A 22,932-nucleotide genomic window follows, 5' to 3' on the forward strand; every position below is an offset into this window, starting at 1 on the left:
CGCCGATCGGGTATCGGGGTCACGGCCGCGTCGGCGGGCCGGGGAGCCGGGGGCTACGGGTCCACCGGCTCGGGGACGTTCGCGTGGGCGGCCGCGCGGGCTCGGGTGCGTTCGTGGTCGGGGTTGAGGAACCAGTGGCGGGCCGAGGCCAGCCACCACGTGGCGGCGAAGCCCAGGACGACCAGGACGGCGATCGGCGCGTAGTTGAAGGTCTCCCAGGTGACCGGGGACACCTGGGGCAGCATGAACAGGACCGTGATGACGCCGACCCACGTCACCGCCACCACGCCCACCACCTGCGACCAGCGGCCCAGGTGCCACGGCCCGCGTTCGAAGGCGGCGCCCTTGCGGACCCGCAGCAGGGTCGGGATGACGTAGGCGATGTAGAGGCCGATGACCGCGATCGACGTCACCGCGGCGTATGCCGTGACGTTGATCAGGTACGGGAGGCCCAGGACCAGCGCGGCCAGTGCCGCCAGCCAGACCGCCGCGACCGGTGTGCGGGTGCGCGGGTTCACCGAGTGCCAGATGTGGGACCAGGGCAGCGCGCCGTCCCGGGAGAAGGCGTAGATCATGCGGCTGTTGGCCGTCACCGACGCCATCCCGCAGAACAGCTGCGCCCCGATGACGACGAGGAGCAGGAGCTTGCCCGCCGTCGCGCCGAGGGCGTCGAGGAGGATCTGGGCGGGCGGCGCGCCGGTCGGGGACGTCAGGGCGCCGTCGTAGGACTGGATGGCGAAGGTGAAGCCGAGGAGGAGGACGAAACCGGCGATCCAGGAGGTCCAGATGGAGCGGACGATGCCTTTTGGGCCGGCCGTGGACGCGTCGTGGGTCTCCTCGGTCATGTGGGCGGAGGCGTCGTAGCCGGTGAAGGTGTACTGGGCCATCAGGAGACCGATGAGGACGACGTAGACGCCGCTCCCCCAGCCCGTGTTGTTCACGAACTCGCCGAAGACGAAGGACGCCGACTGGTGGTGGTCCGGCGCGAAGGTCAGCGCGCCCACGATCACCGCGACGCCGAGGACGTGCCACCACACGCTCACGCTGTTCAGCAGGCCGACGATGCGGACGCCGAAGGTGTTCAGCAGGCCGTGGAGGATCAGGATCGCGGCGAAGAGGAGGATCGTGCGGCCCGGTGTCACCTCGAAGTCGAACTGCAGGTTCAGGTAGGCGCCCAGGAAGGAGGCGGCGCCGAAGTCGATGCCGGCGGTGACCGCGACCTGGCCCAGTACGTTGAACCAGCCCGTGAACCAGGCCCAGGCCGCCGCCGTGCGCGGTGGTGCCAGGCGGTGCGCCCAGAAGTAGAGGCCCGCCGAGGTCGGGTACGCCGAGCAGATCTCGGCCATCGCCAGGCCGACGAAGAGCGTCATCAGGCCGACGGCGACCCAGCCCCACGTGATGACGGCGGGGCCGCCCGTGTTCATGCCGAAGAGGTAGAGGGTCAGGCAGCCCGACAGGACCGAGATGATCGTGAAGGAGACCGCGTAGTTGGAGAACGCCGACATGCGGCGGGCCAGAACCTGGGTGTAGCCGAGCTGGGCCAGCCGTTCCTCGTCCGACAGCCCACTCGCCTTGGCGTCATCTGTCATGCCCCCAGCAATTCCCTCGTGGCGGGCGTGACATGCGTCACTCCGTGGCCGGAAATCGGCCCGGGAGGCAGGTACAGCAGAGCGCCGTGGTCTCCACCCGGTAGGGCGGAGGCCACGGCGCTCGTCAGATCTTCAGGCTTCAGACCTTCAGGCCTTCTGACCTTCAGACGTCAGCCGTTGCGCTTCCAGCGCGGCTTGTCGTCGCGGCGGCCGAAGGAGGACGAACCACGGTGGTCGTCGCGGCGGCCGTACGGACGGTCGTGACCGCCGGCGCGGAAGCCGGGGCGGTCGCCCTGGCGGTCGCGGTTGAACGGGCGGTCGCTGCCACGGTGCCCGCCGCGGTCGCTCCGGTCGTCACGGCGCTCGAAGGAACGCCCGCCACGGTCGTCGCGACGCTCGAACGAACGGCCACCGCGGTCGTCACGACGGTCGTCACGACGGTCGAAGGAACGGCCGCCACGGTCACCGCGGTCGTTCCGGTCGTCCCGACGGAAGCCACCGCGGTCGTCACGACGCTCGAAGGAACGCCCGCCACGGTCGTCACGACGGTCGAAGGAACGCCCGCCACGGTCGTCACGACGGTCGTCACGACGCTCGAACGAACGGCCGCCACGGTCACCCCGGTCGTCACGACGCTCGAAGGAACGCCCACCGCGGTCACCGCGGTCACCGCGGTCGTCACGACGGTAGTCGCGGCGGTCGTACGAGCGCTCACGGTCGTTGCCGCCACGCTCCGTCTTCTCCACGTCCCGGGCGCCGGGCTGCTCGGGCAGCGAGACCTCGGCCTCGGACGCGGCGGCGGCCACCTCGGCCAGGACCGTCTCCGGGTCCTCGCCGCGCTCCCGCGCGACCCTGGCGACCAGGCGGTCCGCCTCCTCGCGCAGCTCGGTGGCGCGGCGCTGGGCCCGCTCCAGCTCCTTGCTGAGCTGGGTGACCTCACGCTCGGCCTGCTGCGCCGCGTTGCCCGCCGACTCGGCCTGGACCTCGGTCATCGACCGGGCGCCGGTGATCTCGGCGACCTCCGGGTCGAAGGCCGCGCCGCCCTGGATGATGTGGCGCGTGGCGTCGACGCCCGCGTCCTCCATCAGCCGGAAGATCTGGCGGCGCTGGTGCGGGAGGGAGAGCGAGACGACCGTGCCGGTACGGCCCGCGCGCGCCGTACGGCCGGCGCGGTGCAGGTAGTCCTTGTGGTCGCCGGCCGGGTCCACGTTCAGGACCAGGTCGATGCCGTCGACGTGGATGCCGCGGGCGGCGACGTCGGTGGCGACCAGGACGTTGACGTAGCCGTCCTTGAAGTCGGCCAGCGTGCGGGTGCGCGCGCCCTGGGTCATGCCGCCGTGCAGCGCGTCCGCCTTGGCGCCGGCGTCGCGCAGCTGCTCGGCGACGCGGTCGGCGCCCAGCTGGGTGCGGACGAAGATGATGGTGCGGCCCTTGCGGGAGGCGATGGCCGCGGTGACCGGCGCCTTGTCCTTGGGCTTCACGACCAGGATGTGGTGCGACATGGTCGTCACCGCGCCCTGGGCCGCGTCGACCTCGTGGAGGGCCGGGTCCTTCAGGTACCGGTCGACGAGGGTCTTGATCTCGTTCTCCATGGTGGCGGAGAAGAGCATCCGCTGGCCGCCCGCCGGGACCTGGTCGAGCAGCTCGGTGACCTCGGGCAGGAAGCCCAGGTCGGACATCTGGTCGGCCTCGTCGAGGACCGCGATCTCCACGTTCTCCAGGGAACAGGCGCCGCGGTTGATGATGTCGCGCAGACGGCCCGGGGTGGCGACCAGGACGTCGACGCCGCGCTCGAGGGCGTAGATCTGGTTGCCCATCGAGGTGCCGCCGCAGACGACCTTCATCTTCAGGCCGAGGACGTCGCCGTACGGCTGGAGCGCGTCGGCGACCTGCATGGCAAGCTCGCGGGTCGGGGTGAGGATGACGGCGCGGGGCTTGTGCTTCTCGGTGCGGCCGCCGGCCAGCGTGGCCAGGGTCGGCAGACCGAAGGAGAGGGTCTTGCCGGAGCCGGTGCGGCCCCGGCCGAGGATGTCCTTGCCGGCCAGGGCGTCCGGGATGGTCGCGGCCTGGATCGGGAAGGGGGTGGTCACGCCGTTCTGCGCGAGCTTGCGGACGACGCCCTCGGGCAGACCGAGGTCGGCGAACGTCGGCTCGGGAGCCTCGGGGGACTCCGGGGCCTCGGTGGTCGTGGAGGCGTCTACGGCCTCGACGGCCTCCGGCGCACCCTCTACGCCTTCGGCGTTCTCGGGCACGACGACGTGATCAGTACTGGTCATGGACATGCGAATGCGAAACCTTCCGGAGTCTCTCTCGGCACGCGCCCGTCAACTCCGTGAATCGCGATTCGCAATACGACCGCCTCGATGCGGTCCACCACGGCAAGGGGAGAGTACGCGCCACACGGCGCGCTCTGCGGTGGCGCCGGGCAAATGGGATCAAACGATCTACCACCATACGCACCCCCCACCCCCGAAGGCAAACCGGCAGCACATGCCCAGCTCAGCGGCCCGTCGTCGCCCGGCCCACCCCCGGCCGACACCGACACGGGCCCGCCGGGCCGTCCTGCGCCGGAGTCCCACCGCCCCGCCACGACCGTCCCTGCGCCAGGAGTCCCGCCCGCCCGGCCTACGCCGGTGCCCCGGCCGCCGGTGCCGGCTCCCGTTGCTCGAGCTGGGTCCCCGGCGGCTCGTGCGCCGACGAGGACGGCTCGGCCACCGTCGGCTCCGGCGTCGGGGAGGCGGGCGGCTCCTCGGGGGGCGTCGGTTCCGGCTCGGCCGGCCGGGTGGGCTCCGCCGGGGGCGTCCGGGTGGGCTCGGGGTCGTGGTTCCCGCCGTTCGGCGGCCGGGCCCCGGTCGGGCGTGCGGCCGGGGGCGCCGAGGCGGACGCGCCCTTCCCCTCGCCGCTCTCGCCGCCCTTCCCCTCGCCGTCGCCCTCCGCCTTGTCCTCGCCCTTGCCCTTGGCCTTCTTCCCCCGGCCGTCCTTCCCGTCGGCGGCCGCCGCGTCGTACCCGGCGTTCCCACCGGAGACCGCGGGGCCGCCCTCCGGCACCTCGCCGCCCCGCTCCCCGGCGGAGTGCGACGGCCTGACGCCCCCGCCGGGCTCGTCGTCGCCGACGCTCATGCAGCCGGCGGCAGCGGCGACGGCCATGGCCGTGGCGGCCAGACGGACGGGTACGTACAAGGGGCGCACGGGCGGCCACCTCCGGGGGTCAAGGAGTCGCCGTGCCCAACTCCCGTCACCCACAAGAGGACACGCGCCCGGCGAGGCGGACTTGACCCGGGCGCGTCACCCGTACCCGAGGACGGGCCCCGCCCGCATCCGAGCGCGCCTCACCCGTACCCGAGGGAGTGCAGCCGCGCGTCGTCGATCCCGAAGTGGTGGGCGATCTCGTGAACGACCGTCACCTCGGTCTCGGCCACCACGTCTTCACGCGTCTCGCAGTACCGCAGGGTCGGCCCCCGGTAAATGATGATCCGGTCCGGCAGCACGCCCGCGTACCACTCCCCGCGTTCCGTCAGCGGCGTCCCCTCGTACAGCCCGAGCAGCTCGGGATCGTCCGTCGGCGGTTCGTCCTCGACGAACACCGCGACGTTGTCCATCAGCCGCGTCAGCTCCGGCGGGATCCGGTCCAGGGCCTCGGCGACCAGTTCCTCGAACTCCTCGCGCGTCATCTCCAGCACAGGCCCATTGTCGGGTACGACCGTGGAGTACGACCCGCATATCCGCGACGGGCCCTGGGCATACGGGACCAATGGTCCGCGTCCCCGCCGCAGCCCTGCACGCCCTGGCCGAGGTGATGAACCCCATCCGCAATGCCCCGCGCGCCCTCACCCGCCGCTACCGCGACCGGCGCGATCGTCGCCACCACCGCGATCGCCGCCACCACCGCGATCGCCGCACGTCCGCGACCCCGGAACTCGCCGCCCGCCCCCGCCCCTGGGCCCGCGCCGCCGGCCTCGTCGCCGTCGTCCTGCTCGGCGCCTGGCTGGGGCTGCTGGTCGTCGGCAACGTCCGGGCCCCGGTCGGGCCCATGGACACGACGATGACCCTGCGTCCGTCGCTCGCCGGCGGCACGAAGATCAACGTCTCGCCGCTGGGCGCCCTCCAGCTCGACAGCCACGTCGCCCCGGTCCGCCTCGACGTCAACGTCGACCAGCTCGACCCCGCCCGCGCCCAGGCCCTCGTCGACCACCCCGAACGCCTCTCCGGCCTCCAGGACGAGGTCGCCCAGGACGTCGAACACGGCACCCTCGACCTCGCCGTCCGCTCCTGCGTCGCCGTCGTCACCGGGGCCACCGCCCTCGGCCTCGCCGTCTACCGCCGCCCCCGGCGCGCCCTCGCCGCGGGGGGACTCGCCCTCACCCTCCTGGTCGCCTCCGGGGGCACCGCGTACGCCACCTGGAACCCCGACTCCGTCCTGGAGCCCAAGTTCTCCGGTCTGCTCTCCTCCGCGCCCTCCCTCGTCGGCAACGCGCGCAGCATCGTGACCGAGTTCGACGTCTACCAGAAGGAACTGGCCCGCCTGGTGACCAACGTGACCAAGCTCTACGACGTCACCTCGACGCTCCCCGCGTACCAGCCCGACCCGACCACGATCCGCGTCCTGCACGTGTCGGACATCCACCTGAACCCGGCGAGCTGGAAGATCATCGCCTCGCTGGTGGAGCAGTACAAGGTGAACGTGATCGTCGACTCCGGCGACACGATGGATCACGGCACGGCCGCGGAGAACGGCTTCCTGGACCCCGTCGAGGACCTCGGCGCCCCCTACGTCTGGGTCCGGGGCAACCACGACTCCCGTGGCACCCAGGAGTACCTGAAGCACCTGAAGAACGTGCACGTCCTGGACGACGGCCACGCCCGGACCGTCGCGGGCCTGCGCTTCGCCGGGATGGGCGACCCGCAGTACACCCCCGACCGCTCCAAGGCGGACGGCGCCGATGCCTCCCAGGAGCTGGCCGGGGCCCGCCTCGCCTCCGCCCTGCGCGACCAGAGCGCGGCCGGCACCCCGGTGGACGTGGCCATCGCCCACGAGCCGTCGGCCGCCCGAGAGGTCGACGGCGACGTTCCGCTGGTGCTCGCCGGGCACGTCCACCACGAGGACATGGAGGTCATGAAGTACGGCACCCGGCTGCGCGTCGAGGGCTCCACGGGCGGCAGCGGCCTGCGCGCGGTCGAGGGCAAGTACCCCGACCCGATCCAGGCGTCGATCCTCTACTTCGACCGGGACTCCCGGCGCCTCCAGGCGTGGGACGAGATCGAGCTGGGCGGCCTGGGCCTGACGACGGCCGAGGTCAGCCGCCACCTGCCGAAGGAGAACCAGCCGGGCGCGACCCCGTCGCCCTCCCCCACCAGCCCGTCGCCCTCTGTTACCGGCTCTTCCCCTTCCGCCACCGGCCCCTCTCCGTCCACCCCGAGCAGCCCCGCCCCCGGCACTCCGTAAACCGTTTTGGCGATACCTCCCGCCATCCCATATGCTTCTCTCGTCCCCGACGCGCTGCGAAGCGCCCAGGCGGGCCGATAGCCCTCATCGTCTAGCGGCCTAGGACGCCGCCCTTTCAAGGCGGTAGCACGGGTTCGAATCCCGTTGGGGGCACGCACCACCCTGTGCAGTCTTCGCTTGTGCACAGATCTTGGTCCTGTGGAGCAGTTTGGAGTGCTCGCCACCCTGTCAAGGTGGAGGCCGCGGGTTCAAATCCCGTCAGGACCGCTTGCAGATCACTTCGGTGAACTGCGTGGCTGGGTAGCTCAGTTGGTACGAGCGATCGCCTGAAAAGCGATAGGTCGCCGGTTCGATCCCGGCCCCAGCCACTGCGTCGAATGCGCCCCGGACATGCCGTCCGGGGCGTTTTCGTTGTGCCGTAAATGTCCCTTCCCGCCTGTAGAAGTGCGGCTCCTCAAGGGGGCTGGGCGTGCCGGAACGGTGCTGACGTGTCCGCACCGAGCTGCCGTGATTCCTGACCGCGCGCCCCCATCAGCTCCCGCACAGAACCAGTGCTGCGGACCCCGTTGCTCAATTCTGACCGGTTGGTCCCACGGCGGTCCCGGCCGCCACAGGGGCCAGTCGGCGCAACGTGGCCAGCAGACAGAGCTGGAGCCGGGAGAGCCCGCCGTGCTTCACCCGGAGGTTTGACACATGGAACTTAACGGTACGGGGCGTGATACCCAGGTGGGTGGCGATCTCCGCATTGGTCGGCCCACCCCGCAGCAGGTCGAGGACCTTCTCCTCGGACTCGGTGAGAGGGGGATCGAGGGCGAGCGCGCACAGGAGTAAGTCCGCGGCTGCCGCGGTACCACCCACCCCGTCCAGCAAACAGTCCCCAACCACCTGGTCAACAGAACGCATGAATCCCCCCCCCCGGGGTTCAATACCCGCACGGCTGGTCGGCGCCCGCGCAATCCTGACTTGACTGATAGTAACTCGTCTGGTCAGCCGTTGAGTTGAGCTGCGAGGCGGAGACGGTCTTGGGTCTGTTGCTTGAACAGGGCGAGGGTCTCGGCGTGCTCTTCCACCAGAGACTTCTCGTACGCGGTCTGCACGGCGTAGCGGATGCCGATGTAGTTGACCTTCGTCTTGCAGGCGACGTCCGCTTTGGCGATCGTGATGGCCTCGGGGCTGGAGAGCTTGCCCCCTTCCAGGCCCAGGTCCGACTGGACGTTGTCGGGACTGGAGGTGGTGAAGCCCGAATCAGCCATGCACTGCGACCACTTGGTCGTGACCTTCCTCACCCGGGAGTCCTCCAGCGCCCTGGACTCGGCCTCGCCGCCCAGATTGAAGACGTAGAGGATGTCGAGGGAACCCGGAGTCGGGGAGTACAGCTTCAGAGCCGACTCGCGACCGCAGCCGCCGACGGGCACTTCCTTGCCGTTGACCATGACGCCGGTGCCCGGCGCCTTCTCCGCCTCGGCCTGCGACATGGGTTGGTCGGTGGGGGCAGCTGCCTTGCCCTTTGCCTTCGCCTCAGCCTCGGCAACGGGGTCCACCCCGTTGAGCACCGTCTGGCCGGTTCTGCTGAGAGCGGTCTGCGACTGTCTCTTGACGGGTGCCGGGTCGGCTGACCGGCCAGGGCTCGCGTAGCCGAACTGGGCGGCGTCCTGCGCGTTGGCCAGCCCGAAGATCCGTGAGTTCGAGTCGTCCCCGCTGGGAGGTGTCGGGGCGGGGACGGCGTAATCGAAGCCGAAGCGCTTCATGCACTGCTCGATCAGGCGGTTCTGGGCCTTTTTCAGCTGCAACTGCTGATCGGGAGTGGCCTCGTATGCCTCGATGGGGAATTCCAGGCCTTCGGTGCTGCTCATTTTCTCGACGCTGCCGATGGCCGGCTCCTTTCCCGCTGCGTCGGCTGCGGTCTCCTTGCCTGCGCAGCCGCTGAGGGTCAGGGCGGCAACGCTCACCAGACAGGTGGCGGCCAGGAATCGGCCTGGGAGAGCCATGCGGGGATCCTCGCGGTCGTCGTGCGGGTAGCGTGGGGAACCGCTGTCCCACCTGATAACGGCAGGTGGGACAGCGGGCTGAGAGAGCTCGGGCGGGTGCCGCCCGGCGCGATCAGTAGTTTTCGCAGTTCGGGACCACCCAGCAGGCCGACTCGATGTTGTTCTTGAAGTTGGCGCTCGCGTTGCCGATGTAATAGGCCGGGATCGAGCCCTCGTACGTGCCTCCGGCGTTGGGGCCGGTGTGGACCCACCATTCGTCCGAACTGCGGTTCCAGTAGGAGGCCGTGTTGTTGCCGACGACCTGACCCTTGCCGTTGCACGAGGCGGAGGTCGGGTAGGCCTTGAAATAGTCGTTGTTGAAGTTGAGGTCCTTGTTGTAGAGGTCGAAGACGCAGCCGGCGTTGTTCGAGTTGTAGAAGAAGCCGATCTCCTGAGCGTCCAGATAGCCGTCGTAGGCGACCTGAGCTGCTGACGCTGTGCCGGCGGTGGCCAGACCGAAGCCGCCGAGGGCGGAGACGGCCAGCGCGACTGTGGCTACGCGGCGGGTGAGGTGGGTCAACGGGAACTCCCTTACTACAGAGGTGTTGTGCGTGCAGTTGTTCGATACATGCCGAGTCATTACAGATCGACAGCCAAGCGACGTCTACTGTCCCTGGGGCCAGTAGACGGCGGCTCTGGCCACGTGGTGGGGTCAGTCGCGGTTGGACGCGTCCTGCGGCGGACGATCCCGGGGAACGGCTGGGCGTGACGTGCCGCGGAGCGGCTACGCCGCCACCCCCCTCCCTTCAGCAAAACGGAGTTACTCATGCCCGCCGCCACCCGCGTCACGCAATCCCTGTGCGCAGCACTGCTCGCTGCCGCCGTCCTGGCCGGATGCGGCGGTGCCGAGGAGGACAACGCGGGCGGTGGGAGCGATTCCAGCACGGGGCCCGCGGCGAGTGCGGAGCCCTCGGCGGCGAGCGACGCGGAGCGTGACTACTACGGGTGCCTGGAGAAGAACGGGGCCAAGATCGAGACCACCCCCGACGGTGAACTCCGCGTGGTCAAGGCCGGCGGGGACGGGGCGGTGCTGACCAAGGCCGAGAGCAAGTGTGCGGCTCTCCTGCCGGCGCCGGACACCTCCGAGGACGACGGCGGACCGGCGAAGGCGGACCCGGCCTTCGTCGCGTGCATGAAGGCCGAGGGCTTCACCACGTACGACAGGGCCGAGAACAGCGACAACGACGCCCTCAAAGCGGCCCTGAAGAAGTGCAGCCCTGGCCCGGACGACGACGCCGTCGTTGGCGGCTGACCGACCCCGGCAGGACACGGTGAGGCAGGTCTGCAGGGTGCGACGAGGAAATGTGACGAAGTGACCGCACGACCGGATGCTGGGGACGAACCCGTTGTAAAGACGACGCAGGAGGTCGGGGAGACCACCGCCGCAGGCGGAGGTCCGGCCGGCGGGCTTGCGCGCAGGCGCCGCTGGATCGCCGCCGTCGCGGGTGGGGCGGTGCTGCTCGCGGGGGCCGGGGTGGTGGCCGCCACGCTGATCAAGTCGCCTTCGCAGGCGGCGGCGGAGGCGCGGCCGCCGGAGCGGTCGGTGCTGACGTCCACGGTGGAATACCGGGTGTTGACGTCGTCGGTGATCGTGCGCGGGCAGGTCGTCGCCGGGCAGAGTGTGGATGTGGCGCCGCAGGTGGCCGGCGGGGAGGACGGTGCCGCACCCGTCGTGACCAAGTTGCCGGTCAAGCAGGGCGATCGGCTGAAGGCCGGGCAGGTCCTGCTCGAGGTCTCGGGGCGGCCGGTGTTCGCCCTGCCCGGGCGGATACCCGTCTACCGCGATCTCAAGCCCGGCGCGGAAGGCGACGATGTGAAGCAGCTGCAGGAGGCGCTGCGGGCCCTGGGACACGGCACGGGCGGTGATACCGCCGGGACCTTCGGAGCAGGGACCAAGGCCGCCCTCAACGCCTTCTACGCCGCCATAGGTTACGACCCGCTGCCGGCTGTGGACGACGACGGGAAAGGGCTGAAGTCGGCCGAGCATGCGGTGACGGCGGCGGAGCGGGCGCTGGAGGAGGCCGAGGAGGCCGAGGAGGCCGAGGAGGCCGAGGAGGCCGAGGAGGCCGAGGAGGCCGAGGAGGCCGAGGAGGCCGAGGAGGCCAAGGAGGCCGAGGAGGCCGAGGAGGCCGAGGAGGCCAAGGAGCCCGAGGGCAAGGGGTCGGCGCATGCGGTGCAGTACGCGCAGGACGACCTGGATGAGGCGCGGGACGAGCTGGCTGCCGCGCAGGCCGCGTCGGGTCCTCGGCTGCCGGCCGGCGAAGTGGTCTTCCTGCAGGGCTTTCCCGCCCGGGTGGACGCGGTGCCGGGACACGTGGGTGCACCCGTGGACGGGACGATGCTGACGGTGTCCGGCGGGAAGCTCGCGGTACAGGCCTATCTGCAGGAGCACCAGAAGGGCCTGGTGCGCAAGGGGCAGCGGGTGCAGATCTACTCGGAGCTGACCGGCATCGAGGCACAGGCCAAGGTGGGTTCGCTGGCCGATTCGCTGACTGCGCCGGACAGCGGCAGCGGGGGTGGCGGCGCCGAGGGCGAGCCGGGCGGCGGGGCGGCGGCAGCGCCGGGACAGAGCGGTTATCTGCTGCGGGTCGATCCGGACAAGGCGTTGGATGCCCGGTTGGCCGGGCAGGATGTGCGGCTGACCATCGAAGCGGCCCGTACCGACGGCAAGGCGCTGGTCGTGCCGATCACCGCGCTCACCGCGGGCGCCGACGGCCGGACCACGGTCACGGTGCTCCAGCCGGACAACGAGCGGCGTCGGGTGGAGGTGCGCACGGGCACCGCGGGCGACGGCTTCGTCGCCGTGGAGCCGGTGCGGGCTGCCCGGCTGGCCAAGGGCGAGCAGGTCATCGTGGGTGTGAAGAAGGGGGCGGCGGGGCAGTGACGCCGGTCATCGAGTTCCGCCAGGTCGGCCTCACCTACCCGGGGCCGCCGCCCGTGCCTGCCCTCAGGCCATGTGAACTGCTCGTCGAGCCGGGGGATTTCGTCACCGTCGTCGGGCCTTCGGGGTCGGGCAAGTCCACCTTCCTCAACATAGCCGGGCTGCTGGACGCCCCCACCCATGGCACGTACCTCCTCGACGGCTACGACACCGGCGCGCTGTGTGACGCCGATCGAACCGCGCTGCGCGGTCGTCGCATCGGCTTCGTCTTCCAGGCCTTTCACCTGCTGCCGCACCGCTCGGCGTTGGAGAACGTCATCCTGGCCATGGTCTACAACGGCGTACCCCGCGCCGAGCGGGCCCCGCGCGCCCGCGACGCCCTGGTCCGCGTGGGCCTCGGCCACCGCATCGACTCGCTGCCCACCCGGCTCTCGGGCGGTGAGCGCCAACGCGTCGCCATCGCCCGGGCGCTGGCCGCCGGCCCCTCCCTGCTGCTGTGCGACGAGCCCACCGGCAACCTCGACACCGCCAACGCCGGGGCGGTCCTGGGGCTGCTGGACGAACTGCACGCCGATGGGATGACCATCTTGCTGATCACGCACGATCCGGAGGTGGCCGCCCGTGGTGCCCGCACCGTAGCCATCCGCGACGGTGTCCTGCGTGAGCAGCGGGTGGCCGTGTGAAGCTGCGCATCCGGCGACGCGCCGCCGTCGGCGTCATACCCTCCGCCTTCACCCCCCGCGACCTGCTCGCCGAGGCCACGGCCGGGATGCTGCAGCGGCCCGCCCGCTCCGCGCTGACCGCGCTCGGCACGGTGCTCGGCGTCGGCACGTTCGTGGCGATCCTCGGGCTGACCGCGACCACCTCGTCCCAGATCGACGCCCGGTTCAATGCGCTGACCGCCACCGAGGTGACGATCGAGGAGACGGTGGACGACCCCGACCAGCTCACCGGGCCCGCCTTCCCCGCGGACGCCGACGCCCGGATGCGCAAGGTGAACGGGGTCAAGGCCGCGGGAGTCTACTGGACCGTACGAGACGACCGGGCGGGCAGCGTCCGCTCCGCGCCCATCGGCGACAATGCCGGAGGCGAGCGGATCGATGTTGTCGCAGCCTCACCCGGCGTCCTGAAGGCCGCCGTGCCGACCCTGGCCGAGGGGCGGCTGTACGACGAGCGGATGGCCCAGGCCGGCCGGGTCGCCGTGATCGGCGCAGGAACCGCGAGCCGGCTGGGCATCACCACCCTGGAGACCCATCCCGCGCTGTTCATCGGCGAAGAGTCGTTCACCGTCGTCGGTATCGTCGACGATGTGGAGCGCAAGGCCGACCTGCTGCTTTCCGTCGTCGTCCCGCGCACCACCGCCGAGCAGATCTGGGGCGCCCCCGGCCCCACCGAGTCGGGCATGCTGATCGCCACCGACCTGGGTGCCGCCCAGCAGGTCGCCACCGAAGCGGCCACCGCGCTGCGCCCCGACCACCCCGAGTACTTCAAGGCTGTCCCGCCCCCGGACCCCAAGACCCTGCGCTCGACCGTGGGCTCCGACCTGAGTCAGCTCTTTTTGCTGCTGGCCGGGATCTGCCTGGTCATCGGCGCGGTCGGCATCGCCAACACCACCCTGGTCGCGGTGCTGGAGCGGACCGGCGAGATCGGGCTGCGCCGCGCCTTGGGCGCCCGCGCCCGGCACATCACCGCCCAGTTCCTGGCCGAGTCCGGAGCCCTCGGCGCCCTTGGCGGCCTGGTGGGCACCAGCCTGGGCACCGTGACGGTGGTCGCCGTCGCCCTGGCCCGGGACTGGACGCCGGTCGTGCACCCCGCGACCGTCGCCGCCGCCCCGCTGATCGGGCTGGTCACCGGCGTGCTGGCCGGCCTCTATCCGGCCTGGCGGGCCTCGCGCATCCAGCCGGTGGAGGCCCTTCGGCGCTGACCGGTGAAGACCTGCGGACCCCACCCGGAATGCCGACCGCGCCCCTGAAGGTTCTACCCGTCAGGGGCGCGGCTTCCTTTGTCCGGTTTTCCCGGCGTTTCCGCAGGCCAGGAAGGCAAAGATTTCGGGTTCGAATCCCGTTGGGGGGGGACGCAGTACATGTGCGACACTGTCGTACGAAGCTTGGTCCTGTGGAGCAGTTTGGAGTGCTCGCCACCCTGTCAAGGTGGAGGCCGCGGGTTCAAATCCCGTCAGGACCGCTGAGGTTTCACGTGAAACCTCTCGGCTGGGTAGCTCAGTTGGTACGAGCGATCGCCTGAAAAGCGATAGGTCGCCGGTTCGACCCCGGCCCCAGCCACAGCAAAGGCCCCGATCTCCGGATCGGGGTCTTGTTGTATGCGGACGAGCATGCTGGCCCGCACGCGCATCCGCGGAGGCGGCGGTGGTGGTGGCGGCGGCGGCAAAAGCGTTCGCCAGGATTTTCCCGGGGATGAGATCCTGGAACCCGTATGTCTACGCACCCTGCCCCCGCCCTCGGCACCCTCGCCCCCCGGCTGACCGAGCTGTCGCTGCGCGACGCGCACCGCCTCGGCCGCAGGCTCGAGGGCGCGCGGAAGATCCGTAAGCCGGAGGCCCGCGCCGCCGTTCTCGCCGAGATCGAGACGGAGGTGGCCAAGGCCGAGCAGCGCATCGGTGCACGCCGGGCGCGGATGCCGGCCGTCAGCTACCCCGAGCAGCTCCCGGTCAGCCAGAAGAAGGACGAGATCGCGGCGGCCATCCGTGATCACCAGGTCGTGATCGTCGCCGGTGAGACCGGGTCCGGGAAGACCACCCAGATCCCGAAGATCTGCGTCGAGCTGGGCCGCGGCGTCCGCGGCATGATCGGGCACACCCAGCCCCGCCGGATCGCCGCGCGCACCGTCGCCGAGCGGGTCGCGGACGAGCTGGACACCCCGCTCGGGGAGACCGTCGGCTGGAAGGTGCGGTTCACCGATCAGGTGAATCCGGAGTCCACCTTCATCAAGCTGATGACGGACGGCATCCTGCTCGCCGAGATCCAGACCGACCGCGAGCTGCGCGCCTACGACACGATCATTATCGACGAGGCCCACGAGCGGTCCCTCAACATCGACTTCCTGCTGGGCTACCTCGCCCAGCTGCTGCCGAAGCGCCCCGACCTCAAGGTCGTCATCACCTCCGCGACCATCGACCCCGAGCGCTTCTCCCGGCACTTCGGCGACGCGCCGATCATCGAGGTCAGCGGGCGGACGTATCCCGTGGAGGTGCGGTACCGGCCGCTGCTGGAGGAGGACGGCGACGACGCCGACCGGGACCAGATCACCGCGATCACCGATGCCGTCGAGGAGCTGATGGGCGAGGGGAAGGGCGACATCCTCGTCTTCCTCTCCGGTGAACGGGAGATCCGGGACACGGCGGACGCGCTGGAGAAGAAGAAGTACAGATTCACCGAAGTACTGCCGCTGTACGCGCGGCTGTCGCACGCCGAGCAGCACCGGGTGTTCCAGCAGCACACCGGGCGCCGGATCGTGCTCGCCACCAACGTCGCCGAGACCTCCCTGACCGTCCCCGGGATCAAGTACGTCATCGACCCCGGCTTCGCCCGCATCTCCCGCTACAGTCACCGCACCAAGGTCCAGCGGCTGCCGATCGAGCCGATCTCGCAGGCCAGCGCCAACCAGCGCAAGGGCCGCTGCGGACGGACCAGTGACGGCATCTGCATCCGGCTGTACTCCGAGGACGACTTCGACGCCCGCCCGGAGTTCACGGACGCGGAGATCCTCCGTACGAACCTCGCCTCCGTCATCCTGCAGATGACCGCGGCCGGCCTCGGTGACATCGAGAAGTTCCCCTTCATCGATCCCCCGGACCACCGCAACATCCGCGACGGTGTGCAGCTGCTCCAGGAGCTGGGCGCACTCGACCCGGCGCAGAAGGACGTACGCAAGCGGCTGACCGACACCGGCCGCAAGCTCGCCCAGCTGCCCGTCGACCCGCGGCTGGCCCGGATGGTGCTGGAGGCGGACAAGAACGGCTGTGTCCGCGAGGTCATGGTCATAGCGGCGGCGCTGTCCATCCAGGACCCTCGGGAGCGCCCGGCGGAGAAGCAGGCCCAGGCCGACCAGCAGCACGCCCGGTTCAAGGACGAGACCAGCGACTTCCTCGCGTTCCTGAACCTCTGGCGCTATGTGCGCGAGCAGCAGAAGGAGCGCGGCTCGTCGTCCTTCCGCCGGATGTGCAAGCAGGAGTACCTCAACTTCCTGCGCATCCGCGAGTGGCAGGACATCTACACGCAGCTGCGCACGGTCGCCAAGCAGATGGGCATCCAGCTCAACGACGAGGAGCACGCCGCACCCGACGACCGGGTGCACGTGTCGCTGCTGGCCGGCCTGCTCTCCCACGTCGGCATGAAGGACGTCAAGGAGGGGGCGAAGAACGAGTACCTGGGCGCGCGCAACGCCAAGTTCGCGATCTTCCCGGGCTCGGCGCTCTTCAAGAAGCCGCCGCGTTTCGTGATGTCGGCGGAGCTGGTGGAGACCTCCCGTCTCTGGGCCCGCGTCAACGCGAAGATCGAGCCCGAGTGGGTGGAGCCGCTCGCCGGGCACCTCCTCAAGCGCACCTACAGCGAACCGCACTGGGAGAAGGACCAGGCGGCCGTGATGGCGTACGAGAAGGTCACGCTGTACGGCGTACCGATCGTGGCGCAGCGCAAGGTGAACTACGGGCGGATCGATCCCGAGGTCAGCCGCGAGCTGTTCATCCGCAACGCCCTGGTGGAGGGCGACTGGCGCACGCACCACAAGTTCTTCGCCGACAACCGCAAGCTCCTGACAGAGGTCGAGGAGCTGGAGCACCGGGCCCGGCGCCGGGACATCCTGGTCGACGACGAGACGCTGTACGACTTCTACGACCAGCGGGTGCCCGAACACGTCGTCTCCGGCGCGCACTTCGACTCGTGGTGGAAGCACAAGCGGCACGAGCAGCCCGACTTCCTCGACTTCGAGCGCGAGATGCTCATCAACGAGAAGGCCGGGGCGGTCACCAAGGACGACTACCCGGACTCGTGGCGTCAGGGCCCGCTGAAGTTCCGGGTGACGTACCAGTTCGAGCCGGGCGCGGACGCCGACGGCGTCACCGTCCACGTGCCGCTCCAGGTGCTCAACCAGGTCACGGACGAGGGCTTCGACTGGCAGATCCCGGGCCTGCGCGAGCAGGTCGTCACCGAGTTGATCCGCTCCCTGCCCAAGCCGGTCCGCCGCAACTACGTACCCGCGCCGAACTACGCCCAGGCCTTCCTGGACTGTGCCGTTCCCCTTCAGGAGCCGCTGACGGTGACCATGGCGCGGGAGCTGAAGCGCATGGTGGGGGTGCCGTTCGACGCCGAGGACTTCGACTGGGCGAAGGTCCCCGACCACCTGAAGATCACTTTCAGGATCGTCGACGAGCGCCGCCGCAAGCTGGCCGAGGACAAGGACCTGGAGGCTCTGAAGCTCCGGCTGCGCCCGAAGGCGCGCAAGGCCCTCTCACAGGCCGCGGCGGCCACCGCGGAGCGCAGCGGCGGCGAGTCGCTGGAACGCTCCGGGCTGACGGACTGGACGATCGGCACGCTGACCCGGGTCTTCGAGACCCGCCGGGCCGGCCAGCCGGTGAAGGCGTACCCGGCGCTGGTGGACGACGGGCCGAAGGCGAACACCGTCTCCGTCCGCCTCTTCGACACCGAGGCCGAGCAGGCGCAGGCGATGTGGAAGGGCACGCGCCGGCTGATCCTGCGCAACATCCCGGTCAATCCCGCGAAGTTCGCTTCCGAAAAGCTGACCAACCAGCAGAAGCTGGGCCTGTCCGCGAATCCGCACGGTTCGATCCAGGCGCTGTTCGACGACTGCGCCATGGCGGCGGCGGACAAGCTGATCGCGGACTTCGGCGGCCCGGCGTGGGACGAGGAGTCGTACCGGAAGCTCTACGACAAGGTCCGCGCGGAGATCGTCGACACGACCGTCCGTACGGTGGGCCAGGTGCAGCAGGTGCTGGCGGCCTGGCAGGCGTGTGAGCGCCGCCTCAAGACCGTGCGCAGCCCCGCGCTGCTGGCGAACCTCCAGGACGTCCGGACGCAGCTGGACGCGCTGGTGAAGCCCGGCTTCGTCACCGAGGCGGGGATCAAGCGGCTGCCGGACCTGATGCGCTACCTGGTCGCGGCGGACCGCCGGCTGCAACAGATGCCGACCGGAGTCCAGCGGGACACCTCCCGCATGGAGAAGGTCCACGAGATGCGGGACGAGTACGCGTGGCTGCTCGAGCAGATGCCGCAGGGCCGGCCGGTGCCGCAGCAGGTCCTGGACGTCCGCTGGATGATCGAGGAGCTCCGCGTCAGCTATTTCGCGCACGCGCTGGGCACGGCGTACCCCGTCTCCGACAAGCGGATCGTGAAGGCGATCGACGCGCTCGCGCCCTGACAGGGCCGTGACGGAGCCCGTACGGAGGGTGAGTTCGACCGGCGGCCCACCCTCCTGTACAGTCTCTTCTCGCAGCGCAACGCAGAAGAAGCGCAGCGAAACCTGGTCCTGTGGAGCAGTTTGGAGTGCTCGCCACCCTGTCAAGGTGGAGGCCGCGGGTTCAAATCCCGTCAGGACCGCAGTCGAGAGGCCCGCACCGTTCGGTGCGGGCCTCTTCTCGTGCCTGCCGGCCTGTCTCGCCCCACGGCCCCCAGAAGCCCTCAGTGCCCCCCTCACGGCCTTGACGGCGTCACATTCGCTCGGTACTCCAAAGACAGGGCCCAACCCCTGTGTGGCCCTCTGGAGGTGGCGTATGGCGGCATCGGTCAGGCACGAGACGCGGGCCCTGCTCCGCGCGCATCTGTCGGCCGCGTCGTCGTTCGGTCACGTGACGCGCCACTGTCCGATCTGCCACCGGTTGTTGCGGCTGGCGCTGGACTCGTCGGCGCCACAGTCTCCGACAGGCCGTCAAGAGGGCGTCGAGGGTGGGAGCGCGTCCACGGCGTGAACCCCGTGGACCCCAACAGCCTTGCCACGCAGACGTTCTGGAGGCCACGCCTCCATTAGCGCACCGGCGGCGGACGCAACAACCACCGCGCCGTGTGACGGGTGTCACCGCATGAGTTTTGGAAACCGTGGCACTTACGGCTGTCCTACAACTGGTCAATTTAATATGTGCAATTGCACCGCCTTCCGCAGTGCCCGCACAGCCGATCCGACAGCCCTCCCCAGACTCCGACAAGCCCGCTCACAGAACGGTCCGCCGGCCCGCCACCTGACACAGGACCGGACACAGGACCGGACACGAGAGCGGACACGAGACCGGGGACTCGGCACCGGACGCGGGCGTGGGCACAAAAAAATCGCGCTGGACCCGGCGGAGTCCAGCGCGATCAACGACGCACCTCTGTTGGGGCAGGGACGGCGTCGCTCAGAGCTGTGGTTCCAGGCGCCTCGACAAGTTGGGGGACCTGCCGTTCTGCCCGGTTATTCAGTTGTTCAGGCCTCGCTGCGCTGCTGCGGAATGCCCGCGAGCAGTGCGCGGACCTCGGCTTCGCGGTAGCGGCGATGCCCGCCGAGCGTGCGGATCGACGTGAGCTTGCCGGCCTTCGCCCAGCGCGTGACCGTCTTCGGGTCGACGCGGAACATGGTGGCGACCTCAGCCGGGGTCAGCAGCGGCTCGGCATCAGGGGTGCGAGCGGTCATGAGCGGCCTCCTCGGGAGAACCGAACCTTCTCGGTTCATTCCTCTAAATTCTGCACCTTGACCCGCGTTGCCCGAAATGGCGGACGCGAGTCGAGTCGGTTATAGGACGAACGGCTTGTCCTCGGCACTACAACTACACCATCTGTCCAGCCGCGTCGGCCAAACCGATGGAATTGCCCTCCCAGGTGTTCATCAGCGACGGAAGCCGATGGACCATGCCATAGCGGACAGTCACGCCTCTGTGACGATCAGTCACAGGACGATCAGGGGTCACCAGACCTGTCATCAGACCCCCCAAAGCGTGCAATGCGGAGATTCCACCCACAGTGCACCACAGCAGGACGGAAGGATCCCTCCCCGGGCTCCTTGTCCTATTTTGGCATGAGGAGGGGGAAGCGGCGCAAGAGTGATGTACGTGCGGTCCGTCACGCTTGACGCATACGCCCGGATCGGGACCTACGTCCTTTGTCGGCAAGAGGTCAGCCCACACCGAACGCGTGTCGGAGCGGAAGACGAAACCCCACATCGGGCGGTACGTCAAACGTCAGTTCGCGGACCGCCGGTCCCGGACCGACCGCCAGCGCTCCACCAGCCGCCCGTATGCCGCCCCCGCGGTGGCCCCGTCGCCGTGGCGCAGCGCCTCGATCCCCTCGGCCACGTCCGCCGCGGAGTGGTCCGCCTCCAACTCGCCCGCCGGCAGGGCGTGCACCAGCCCGCCGTAGTCCAACTCGACCAGGGAACGCGGGTGGAACTCCTCCAGCCAGCGCCCCACGTCCACCAGTCCGTCGATGAGCGGTCCCTCGTCCACGGCCTCCCGCAGGGCCCGAAGCCCCCGGGCCACCCGCCGACGGGCCTGCACCATCGGCGTCCGGTAGCGCAGCACCGGCGCGGCCGCCCCCTCGCCGTCGCCGCCCTCGTCGTACTCCCGCTCCGCGTCGGAGACCAGCACGAACCAGTTGATCGGCACCTGCCAGGTCGCCGTGCGGATCCAGGGCCGGGCGTCCGGGTTGCGCTCCAGCCAGCGCTCGTAGTCCTGCGCGCTCTGGCGGCGCACGACCGGCGGGATCAGGGCGTCCAGGACCGGTTCCGGGAAGTCCTCGGCCAGCTCGCCCAGGGCCTGCCAGCCGCGCAGCCGGGTCCGCCAGGGGCAGACGCAGACCACACCGTCCACCTCCGTCACGAAGGCGTCCGCGCTCTCGTGCACCGGCACCGCCACGGGCGGGGTGGGCAGCAGGTCGGCCAGGGAACGGCGGAGCTCGTCCTGGTAGGAGGGCCGGTCGGGGCGGCGGGCGTAGCGGGTCCAGTGGGCGCGTTCCTCGTCGGGGAAGGCCGCCAGCGGCTCGTACACGCGCAGGTACGCCGCGTAGGGGACGATCACCGAGGACACCTTGGGCACGCCTGCTCCCTCCCCCGCGCACCGACGCGAAAACCTGCGGAAACCCGTGGAAACGGATCACAAACGCGCGGGAATCTCTGCAAATCGTCGCACGCCCGTACTCCGTGCGGAGGTGATCCTGAGCACTGTGCGGCGGGTGGGCACCGCCAGGCTCTAATCTCGTGCCACAGTCCCCGCCACCCGCACGGGGCCTGCCGCCCATCGCCGCAACTACACAGGAGTCACCACCGTGACCGACGTAACCGGCGCACCTGCTGATGTACTGCACACCCTGTTCCACTCGGATCAGGGGGGTCATGAGCAAGTCGTGCTCTGCCAGGACCGTGCCAGCGGTCTCAAGGCCGTCATCGCCATCCACTCCACCGACCTGGGCCCCGCGCTCGGCGGTACCCGCTTCTACCCGTACGCGAGCGAGGCGGAGGCCGTCGCCGACGCGCTGAACCTCGCGCGCGGGATGTCGTACAAGAACGCCATGGCCGGTCTCGACCACGGCGGCGGCAAGGCCGTGATCATCGGTGATCCGGAGCAGATCAAGAGCGAGGAACTGCTCCTCGCCTACGGCCGGTTCGTCGCCTCGCTCGGCGGCCGCTACGTCACCGCCTGCGACGTCGGCACGTACGTCGCCGACATGGACGTCGTGGCCCGCGAGTGCCGCTGGACCACCGGGCGCTCCCCCGAGAACGGCGGCGCGGGCGACTCCTCCGTCCTCACCTCCTTCGGCGTCTACCAGGGCATGCGGGCCGCCGCCCAGCACCTGTGGGGCGACCCGACGCTGCGCGACCGCACCGTCGGCATCGCGGGCGTCGGCAAGGTCGGCCACCACCTGGTCGAGCACCTGCTCGCGGAGGGCGCGCACGTGGTCGTGACCGACGTGCGCAAGGACGTCGTGCGGGCCCTCACCGAGCGGCACCCGTCGGTGGTCGCCGTCGCCGACACCGACGCGCTGATCCGGGTGGAGAACCTGGACATCTACGCGCCCTGCGCGCTCGGCGGCGCGCTGAACGACGACACCGTGCCGGTGCTGACCGCCAAGGTGGTGTGCGGCGCGGCCAACAACCAGCTCGCCCACCCGGGCGTCGAGAAGGACCTCGCCGACCGCGGGATCCTCTACGCCCCGGACTACGTGGTGAACGCCGGAGGTGTCATCCAGGTCGCCGACGAGCTGCACGGGTTCGACTTCGACCGGTGCAAGGCGAAGGCCTCGAAGATCTACGACACCACGCTGGCCATATTCGCACGTGCGAAGGAGGACGGTATTCCGCCGGCCGCCGCGGCCGACCGGATCGCCGAGCAGCGGATGGCGGAGGCCCGCACCCGGCGGTGATCCGACCGTCCTGGCGCGGTGGCCCGGCAGGGTCCTCGCAGGTTTGACGGGTACCCGTCGGGGGGCAGTTGGAGAGAACTCTCACTCATCCCGGCGGGTCGGCCGCCGAAAGGTGGTTAAAATCGCGGTTGACCAGCGAGGACGGGGCGCCTCGACGGTCCTGGGCAGGACCACGTGCTGCGGGCGACGTACCGTATGGGCGTGGGCTCAGGTACCGTGGAAGCCCTACGGACCGGTCTCTCCACGGAGAGCCCGTTCCGGACCATGAACGCGTGTCAAGACTCTGGGGCCGTCGAGCCCCGTCGTTGAGGGGGTCGAGCCATGGGGCGCGGCCGGGCCAAGGCCAAGCAGACGAAGGTCGCCCGCCAGCTGAAGTACAACAGCGGTGGGACTGATCTCTCCCGCCTGGCCGAGGAGCTGGGCGCATCGCCATCGAATGCACAACCGCCGAATGGCGAGCAATTCGAGGACGATGAGCAGGACGACGACGTGTACGCACGTTACGCCGACCTCTATGAGGACGACGACGAGGACGAGGACGGCCAGTCCCCGAGCCAACAGCGACGCGGCGCTTGACCTTGCACTGAACACCTTCCCGGTCGGTGACTTCTGTCACCGACCGGGTTCTGTGCTA

At 70.0% G+C, this 22,932-nt stretch carries 18 protein-coding genes and 6 tRNA genes; 15 read left to right on the forward strand and 9 right to left on the reverse strand.

Translation table 11 applies throughout. The annotated features are described in order from the left end of the window. Window positions 1–53 precede the first annotated feature (53 nt). From ABS735_RS36375 to ABS735_RS36390, 4 genes are all read right to left on the reverse strand, one after another. Window positions 54–1,589 (reverse strand): amino acid permease, encoded by a 1,536-nt coding sequence (locus tag ABS735_RS36375; RefSeq protein WP_373904541.1) that lies wholly within the window; start codon window positions 1,587–1,589, stop codon window positions 54–56. A 170-nt stretch (window positions 1,590–1,759) separates the two neighbouring features. Beyond that, window positions 1,760–3,871, reverse strand: a complete 2,112-nt coding sequence (locus ABS735_RS36380) for a DEAD/DEAH box helicase (RefSeq protein ID WP_373904542.1) — start codon at window positions 3,869–3,871, stop codon at window positions 1,760–1,762. 343 nt (window positions 3,872–4,214) lie between these two features. Next, a complete protein-coding gene (locus ABS735_RS36385) occupies window positions 4,215–4,778 on the reverse strand; it encodes a hypothetical protein (RefSeq protein ID WP_373904543.1) in 564 nt (187 codons plus the stop codon). Window positions 4,779–4,918: 140 nt separating this feature from the next. Continuing rightward, the gene (locus ABS735_RS36390) at window positions 4,919–5,269 is read right to left on the reverse strand and encodes a metallopeptidase family protein (RefSeq protein ID WP_373904544.1); all 351 of its coding nucleotides are present in this window, start codon (window positions 5,267–5,269) and stop codon (window positions 4,919–4,921) included. Window positions 5,270–5,340: 71 nt separating this feature from the next. Between ABS735_RS36390 and ABS735_RS36395 the strand changes: the two genes are divergently transcribed. From ABS735_RS36395 to ABS735_RS36410, 4 genes are all read left to right on the forward strand, one after another. Beyond that, the gene (locus ABS735_RS36395; protein ID WP_373904545.1) at window positions 5,341–7,032 is read left to right on the forward strand and encodes a metallophosphoesterase family protein; all 1,692 of its coding nucleotides are present in this window, start codon (window positions 5,341–5,343) and stop codon (window positions 7,030–7,032) included. An 80-nt stretch (window positions 7,033–7,112) separates the two neighbouring features. After that, window positions 7,113–7,185, forward strand: a tRNA-Glu gene (locus tag ABS735_RS36400). Window positions 7,186–7,224: 39 nt separating this feature from the next. Next, window positions 7,225–7,299, forward strand: a tRNA-Asp gene (locus tag ABS735_RS36405). 27 nt (window positions 7,300–7,326) lie between these two features. Next, window positions 7,327–7,400: transfer RNA gene (locus ABS735_RS36410), tRNA-Phe, on the forward strand. A gap of 202 nt (window positions 7,401–7,602) precedes the next feature. Here the strand turns inward: ABS735_RS36410 and ABS735_RS36415 are convergent. The 3 genes from ABS735_RS36415 to ABS735_RS36425 all read right to left on the reverse strand — a co-directional run bounded on the left by ABS735_RS36415 (window position 7,603) and on the right by ABS735_RS36425 (window position 9,579). Beyond that, complete coding sequence (locus tag ABS735_RS36415; RefSeq protein ID WP_373904546.1) at window positions 7,603–7,935, reverse strand: helix-turn-helix domain-containing protein; 333 nt, start codon at window positions 7,933–7,935, stop codon at window positions 7,603–7,605. An 83-nt stretch (window positions 7,936–8,018) separates the two neighbouring features. Beyond that, window positions 8,019–9,020 carry a hypothetical protein gene (locus tag ABS735_RS36420; protein WP_373904547.1) on the reverse strand — a complete coding sequence of 334 codons (1,002 nt, stop codon included), beginning with the start codon at window positions 9,018–9,020 and terminating at the stop codon, window positions 8,019–8,021. Window positions 9,021–9,132: 112 nt separating this feature from the next. Continuing rightward, complete coding sequence (locus tag ABS735_RS36425; RefSeq protein ID WP_373904548.1) at window positions 9,133–9,579, reverse strand: hypothetical protein; 447 nt, start codon at window positions 9,577–9,579, stop codon at window positions 9,133–9,135. Between the two features lie 246 nt (window positions 9,580–9,825). Between ABS735_RS36425 and ABS735_RS36430 the strand changes: the two genes are divergently transcribed. The 9 genes from ABS735_RS36430 (at window position 9,826) to ABS735_RS36470 (ending at window position 18,880) form a co-directional block, all read left to right on the forward strand. Next, window positions 9,826–10,311: a hypothetical protein gene (locus tag ABS735_RS36430; protein ID WP_373904549.1), complete on the forward strand. Its 486-nt coding sequence runs from the start codon at window positions 9,826–9,828 to the stop codon at window positions 10,309–10,311. 60 nt (window positions 10,312–10,371) lie between these two features. Continuing rightward, complete coding sequence (locus tag ABS735_RS36435; RefSeq protein WP_373904550.1) at window positions 10,372–11,943, forward strand: peptidoglycan-binding protein; 1,572 nt, start codon at window positions 10,372–10,374, stop codon at window positions 11,941–11,943. Further along, window positions 11,940–12,623, forward strand: a complete 684-nt coding sequence (locus tag ABS735_RS36440) for an ABC transporter ATP-binding protein (RefSeq protein ID WP_373904551.1) — start codon at window positions 11,940–11,942, stop codon at window positions 12,621–12,623. Before ABS735_RS36435 ends, ABS735_RS36440 begins: the two co-directional genes overlap by 4 nt. After that, on the forward strand, window positions 12,620–13,864 hold the full coding sequence (locus tag ABS735_RS36445) for an ABC transporter permease (RefSeq protein WP_373904552.1): 1,245 nt from the start codon (window positions 12,620–12,622) through the stop codon (window positions 13,862–13,864). Before ABS735_RS36440 ends, ABS735_RS36445 begins: the two co-directional genes overlap by 4 nt. A 185-nt stretch (window positions 13,865–14,049) precedes the next feature. Then, a tRNA-Asp gene (locus ABS735_RS36450) sits at window positions 14,050–14,124 on the forward strand. 24 nt (window positions 14,125–14,148) lie between these two features. After that, window positions 14,149–14,222: transfer RNA gene (locus ABS735_RS36455), tRNA-Phe, on the forward strand. 151 nt (window positions 14,223–14,373) lie between these two features. Then, window positions 14,374–18,333 carry an ATP-dependent RNA helicase HrpA gene (gene hrpA / locus ABS735_RS36460; RefSeq protein WP_373904553.1) on the forward strand — a complete coding sequence of 1,320 codons (3,960 nt, stop codon included), beginning with the start codon at window positions 14,374–14,376 and terminating at the stop codon, window positions 18,331–18,333. Between the two features lie 104 nt (window positions 18,334–18,437). Continuing rightward, window positions 18,438–18,512, forward strand: a tRNA-Asp gene (locus tag ABS735_RS36465). 173 nt (window positions 18,513–18,685) lie between these two features. Then, window positions 18,686–18,880: a DUF6274 family protein gene (locus ABS735_RS36470; protein ID WP_373904554.1), complete on the forward strand. Its 195-nt coding sequence runs from the start codon at window positions 18,686–18,688 to the stop codon at window positions 18,878–18,880. Between the two features lie 491 nt (window positions 18,881–19,371). Here the strand turns inward: ABS735_RS36470 and bldC are convergent, their stop codons facing one another. Then, a complete protein-coding gene (gene bldC / locus ABS735_RS36475; RefSeq protein ID WP_003949541.1) occupies window positions 19,372–19,578 on the reverse strand; it encodes a developmental transcriptional regulator BldC in 207 nt (68 codons plus the stop codon). A gap of 544 nt (window positions 19,579–20,122) precedes the next feature. Beyond that, the gene (locus ABS735_RS36480; protein ID WP_373904555.1) at window positions 20,123–20,974 is read right to left on the reverse strand and encodes a DUF8083 family protein; all 852 of its coding nucleotides are present in this window, start codon (window positions 20,972–20,974) and stop codon (window positions 20,123–20,125) included. Between the two features lie 229 nt (window positions 20,975–21,203). Here ABS735_RS36480 and ABS735_RS36485 point away from each other — a divergent pair, with 229 nt between their 5' ends. Further along, window positions 21,204–22,298, forward strand: coding sequence for a Leu/Phe/Val dehydrogenase (locus ABS735_RS36485; protein ID WP_373904556.1), 1,095 nt, complete (start codon window positions 21,204–21,206; stop codon window positions 22,296–22,298). Window positions 22,299–22,619: 321 nt separating this feature from the next. Continuing rightward, the gene (locus tag ABS735_RS36490; protein ID WP_333750058.1) at window positions 22,620–22,874 is read left to right on the forward strand and encodes a DUF3073 domain-containing protein; all 255 of its coding nucleotides are present in this window, start codon (window positions 22,620–22,622) and stop codon (window positions 22,872–22,874) included. Window positions 22,875–22,932 lie beyond the last annotated feature (58 nt).

The organism is Streptomyces sp. MMCC 100 (assembly GCF_041538145.2).
In the GTDB taxonomy this organism is placed as follows: Bacteria; Actinomycetota; Actinomycetes; order Streptomycetales; family Streptomycetaceae; genus Streptomyces.

What these genes read in the sequence shown, in the direction of transcription:
- hrpA (WP_373904553.1), top strand. Translation starts at nt 14,374, where the DNA reads ATGTCTACGCACCCTGCCCCCGCCCTCGGCACCCTCGCCCCCCGGCTG.
- ABS735_RS36470 (WP_373904554.1), top strand. Translation starts at nt 18,686, where the DNA reads ATGGCGGCATCGGTCAGGCACGAGACGCGGGCCCTGCTCCGCGCGCAT.
- ABS735_RS36415 (WP_373904546.1), bottom strand. Translation starts at nt 7,935, where the DNA reads ATGCGTTCTGTTGACCAGGTGGTTGGGGACTGTTTGCTGGACGGGGTG.
- ABS735_RS36380 (WP_373904542.1), bottom strand. Translation starts at nt 3,871, where the DNA reads ATGTCCATGACCAGTACTGATCACGTCGTCGTGCCCGAGAACGCCGAA.
- ABS735_RS36375 (WP_373904541.1), bottom strand. Translation starts at nt 1,589, where the DNA reads ATGACAGATGACGCCAAGGCGAGTGGGCTGTCGGACGAGGAACGGCTG.
- ABS735_RS36430 (WP_373904549.1), top strand. Translation starts at nt 9,826, where the DNA reads ATGCCCGCCGCCACCCGCGTCACGCAATCCCTGTGCGCAGCACTGCTC.
- bldC (WP_003949541.1), bottom strand. Translation starts at nt 19,578, where the DNA reads ATGACCGCTCGCACCCCTGATGCCGAGCCGCTGCTGACCCCGGCTGAG.
- ABS735_RS36490 (WP_333750058.1), top strand. Translation starts at nt 22,620, where the DNA reads ATGGGGCGCGGCCGGGCCAAGGCCAAGCAGACGAAGGTCGCCCGCCAG.
- ABS735_RS36420 (WP_373904547.1), bottom strand. Translation starts at nt 9,020, where the DNA reads ATGGCTCTCCCAGGCCGATTCCTGGCCGCCACCTGTCTGGTGAGCGTT.
- ABS735_RS36395 (WP_373904545.1), top strand. Translation starts at nt 5,341, where the DNA reads ATGGTCCGCGTCCCCGCCGCAGCCCTGCACGCCCTGGCCGAGGTGATG.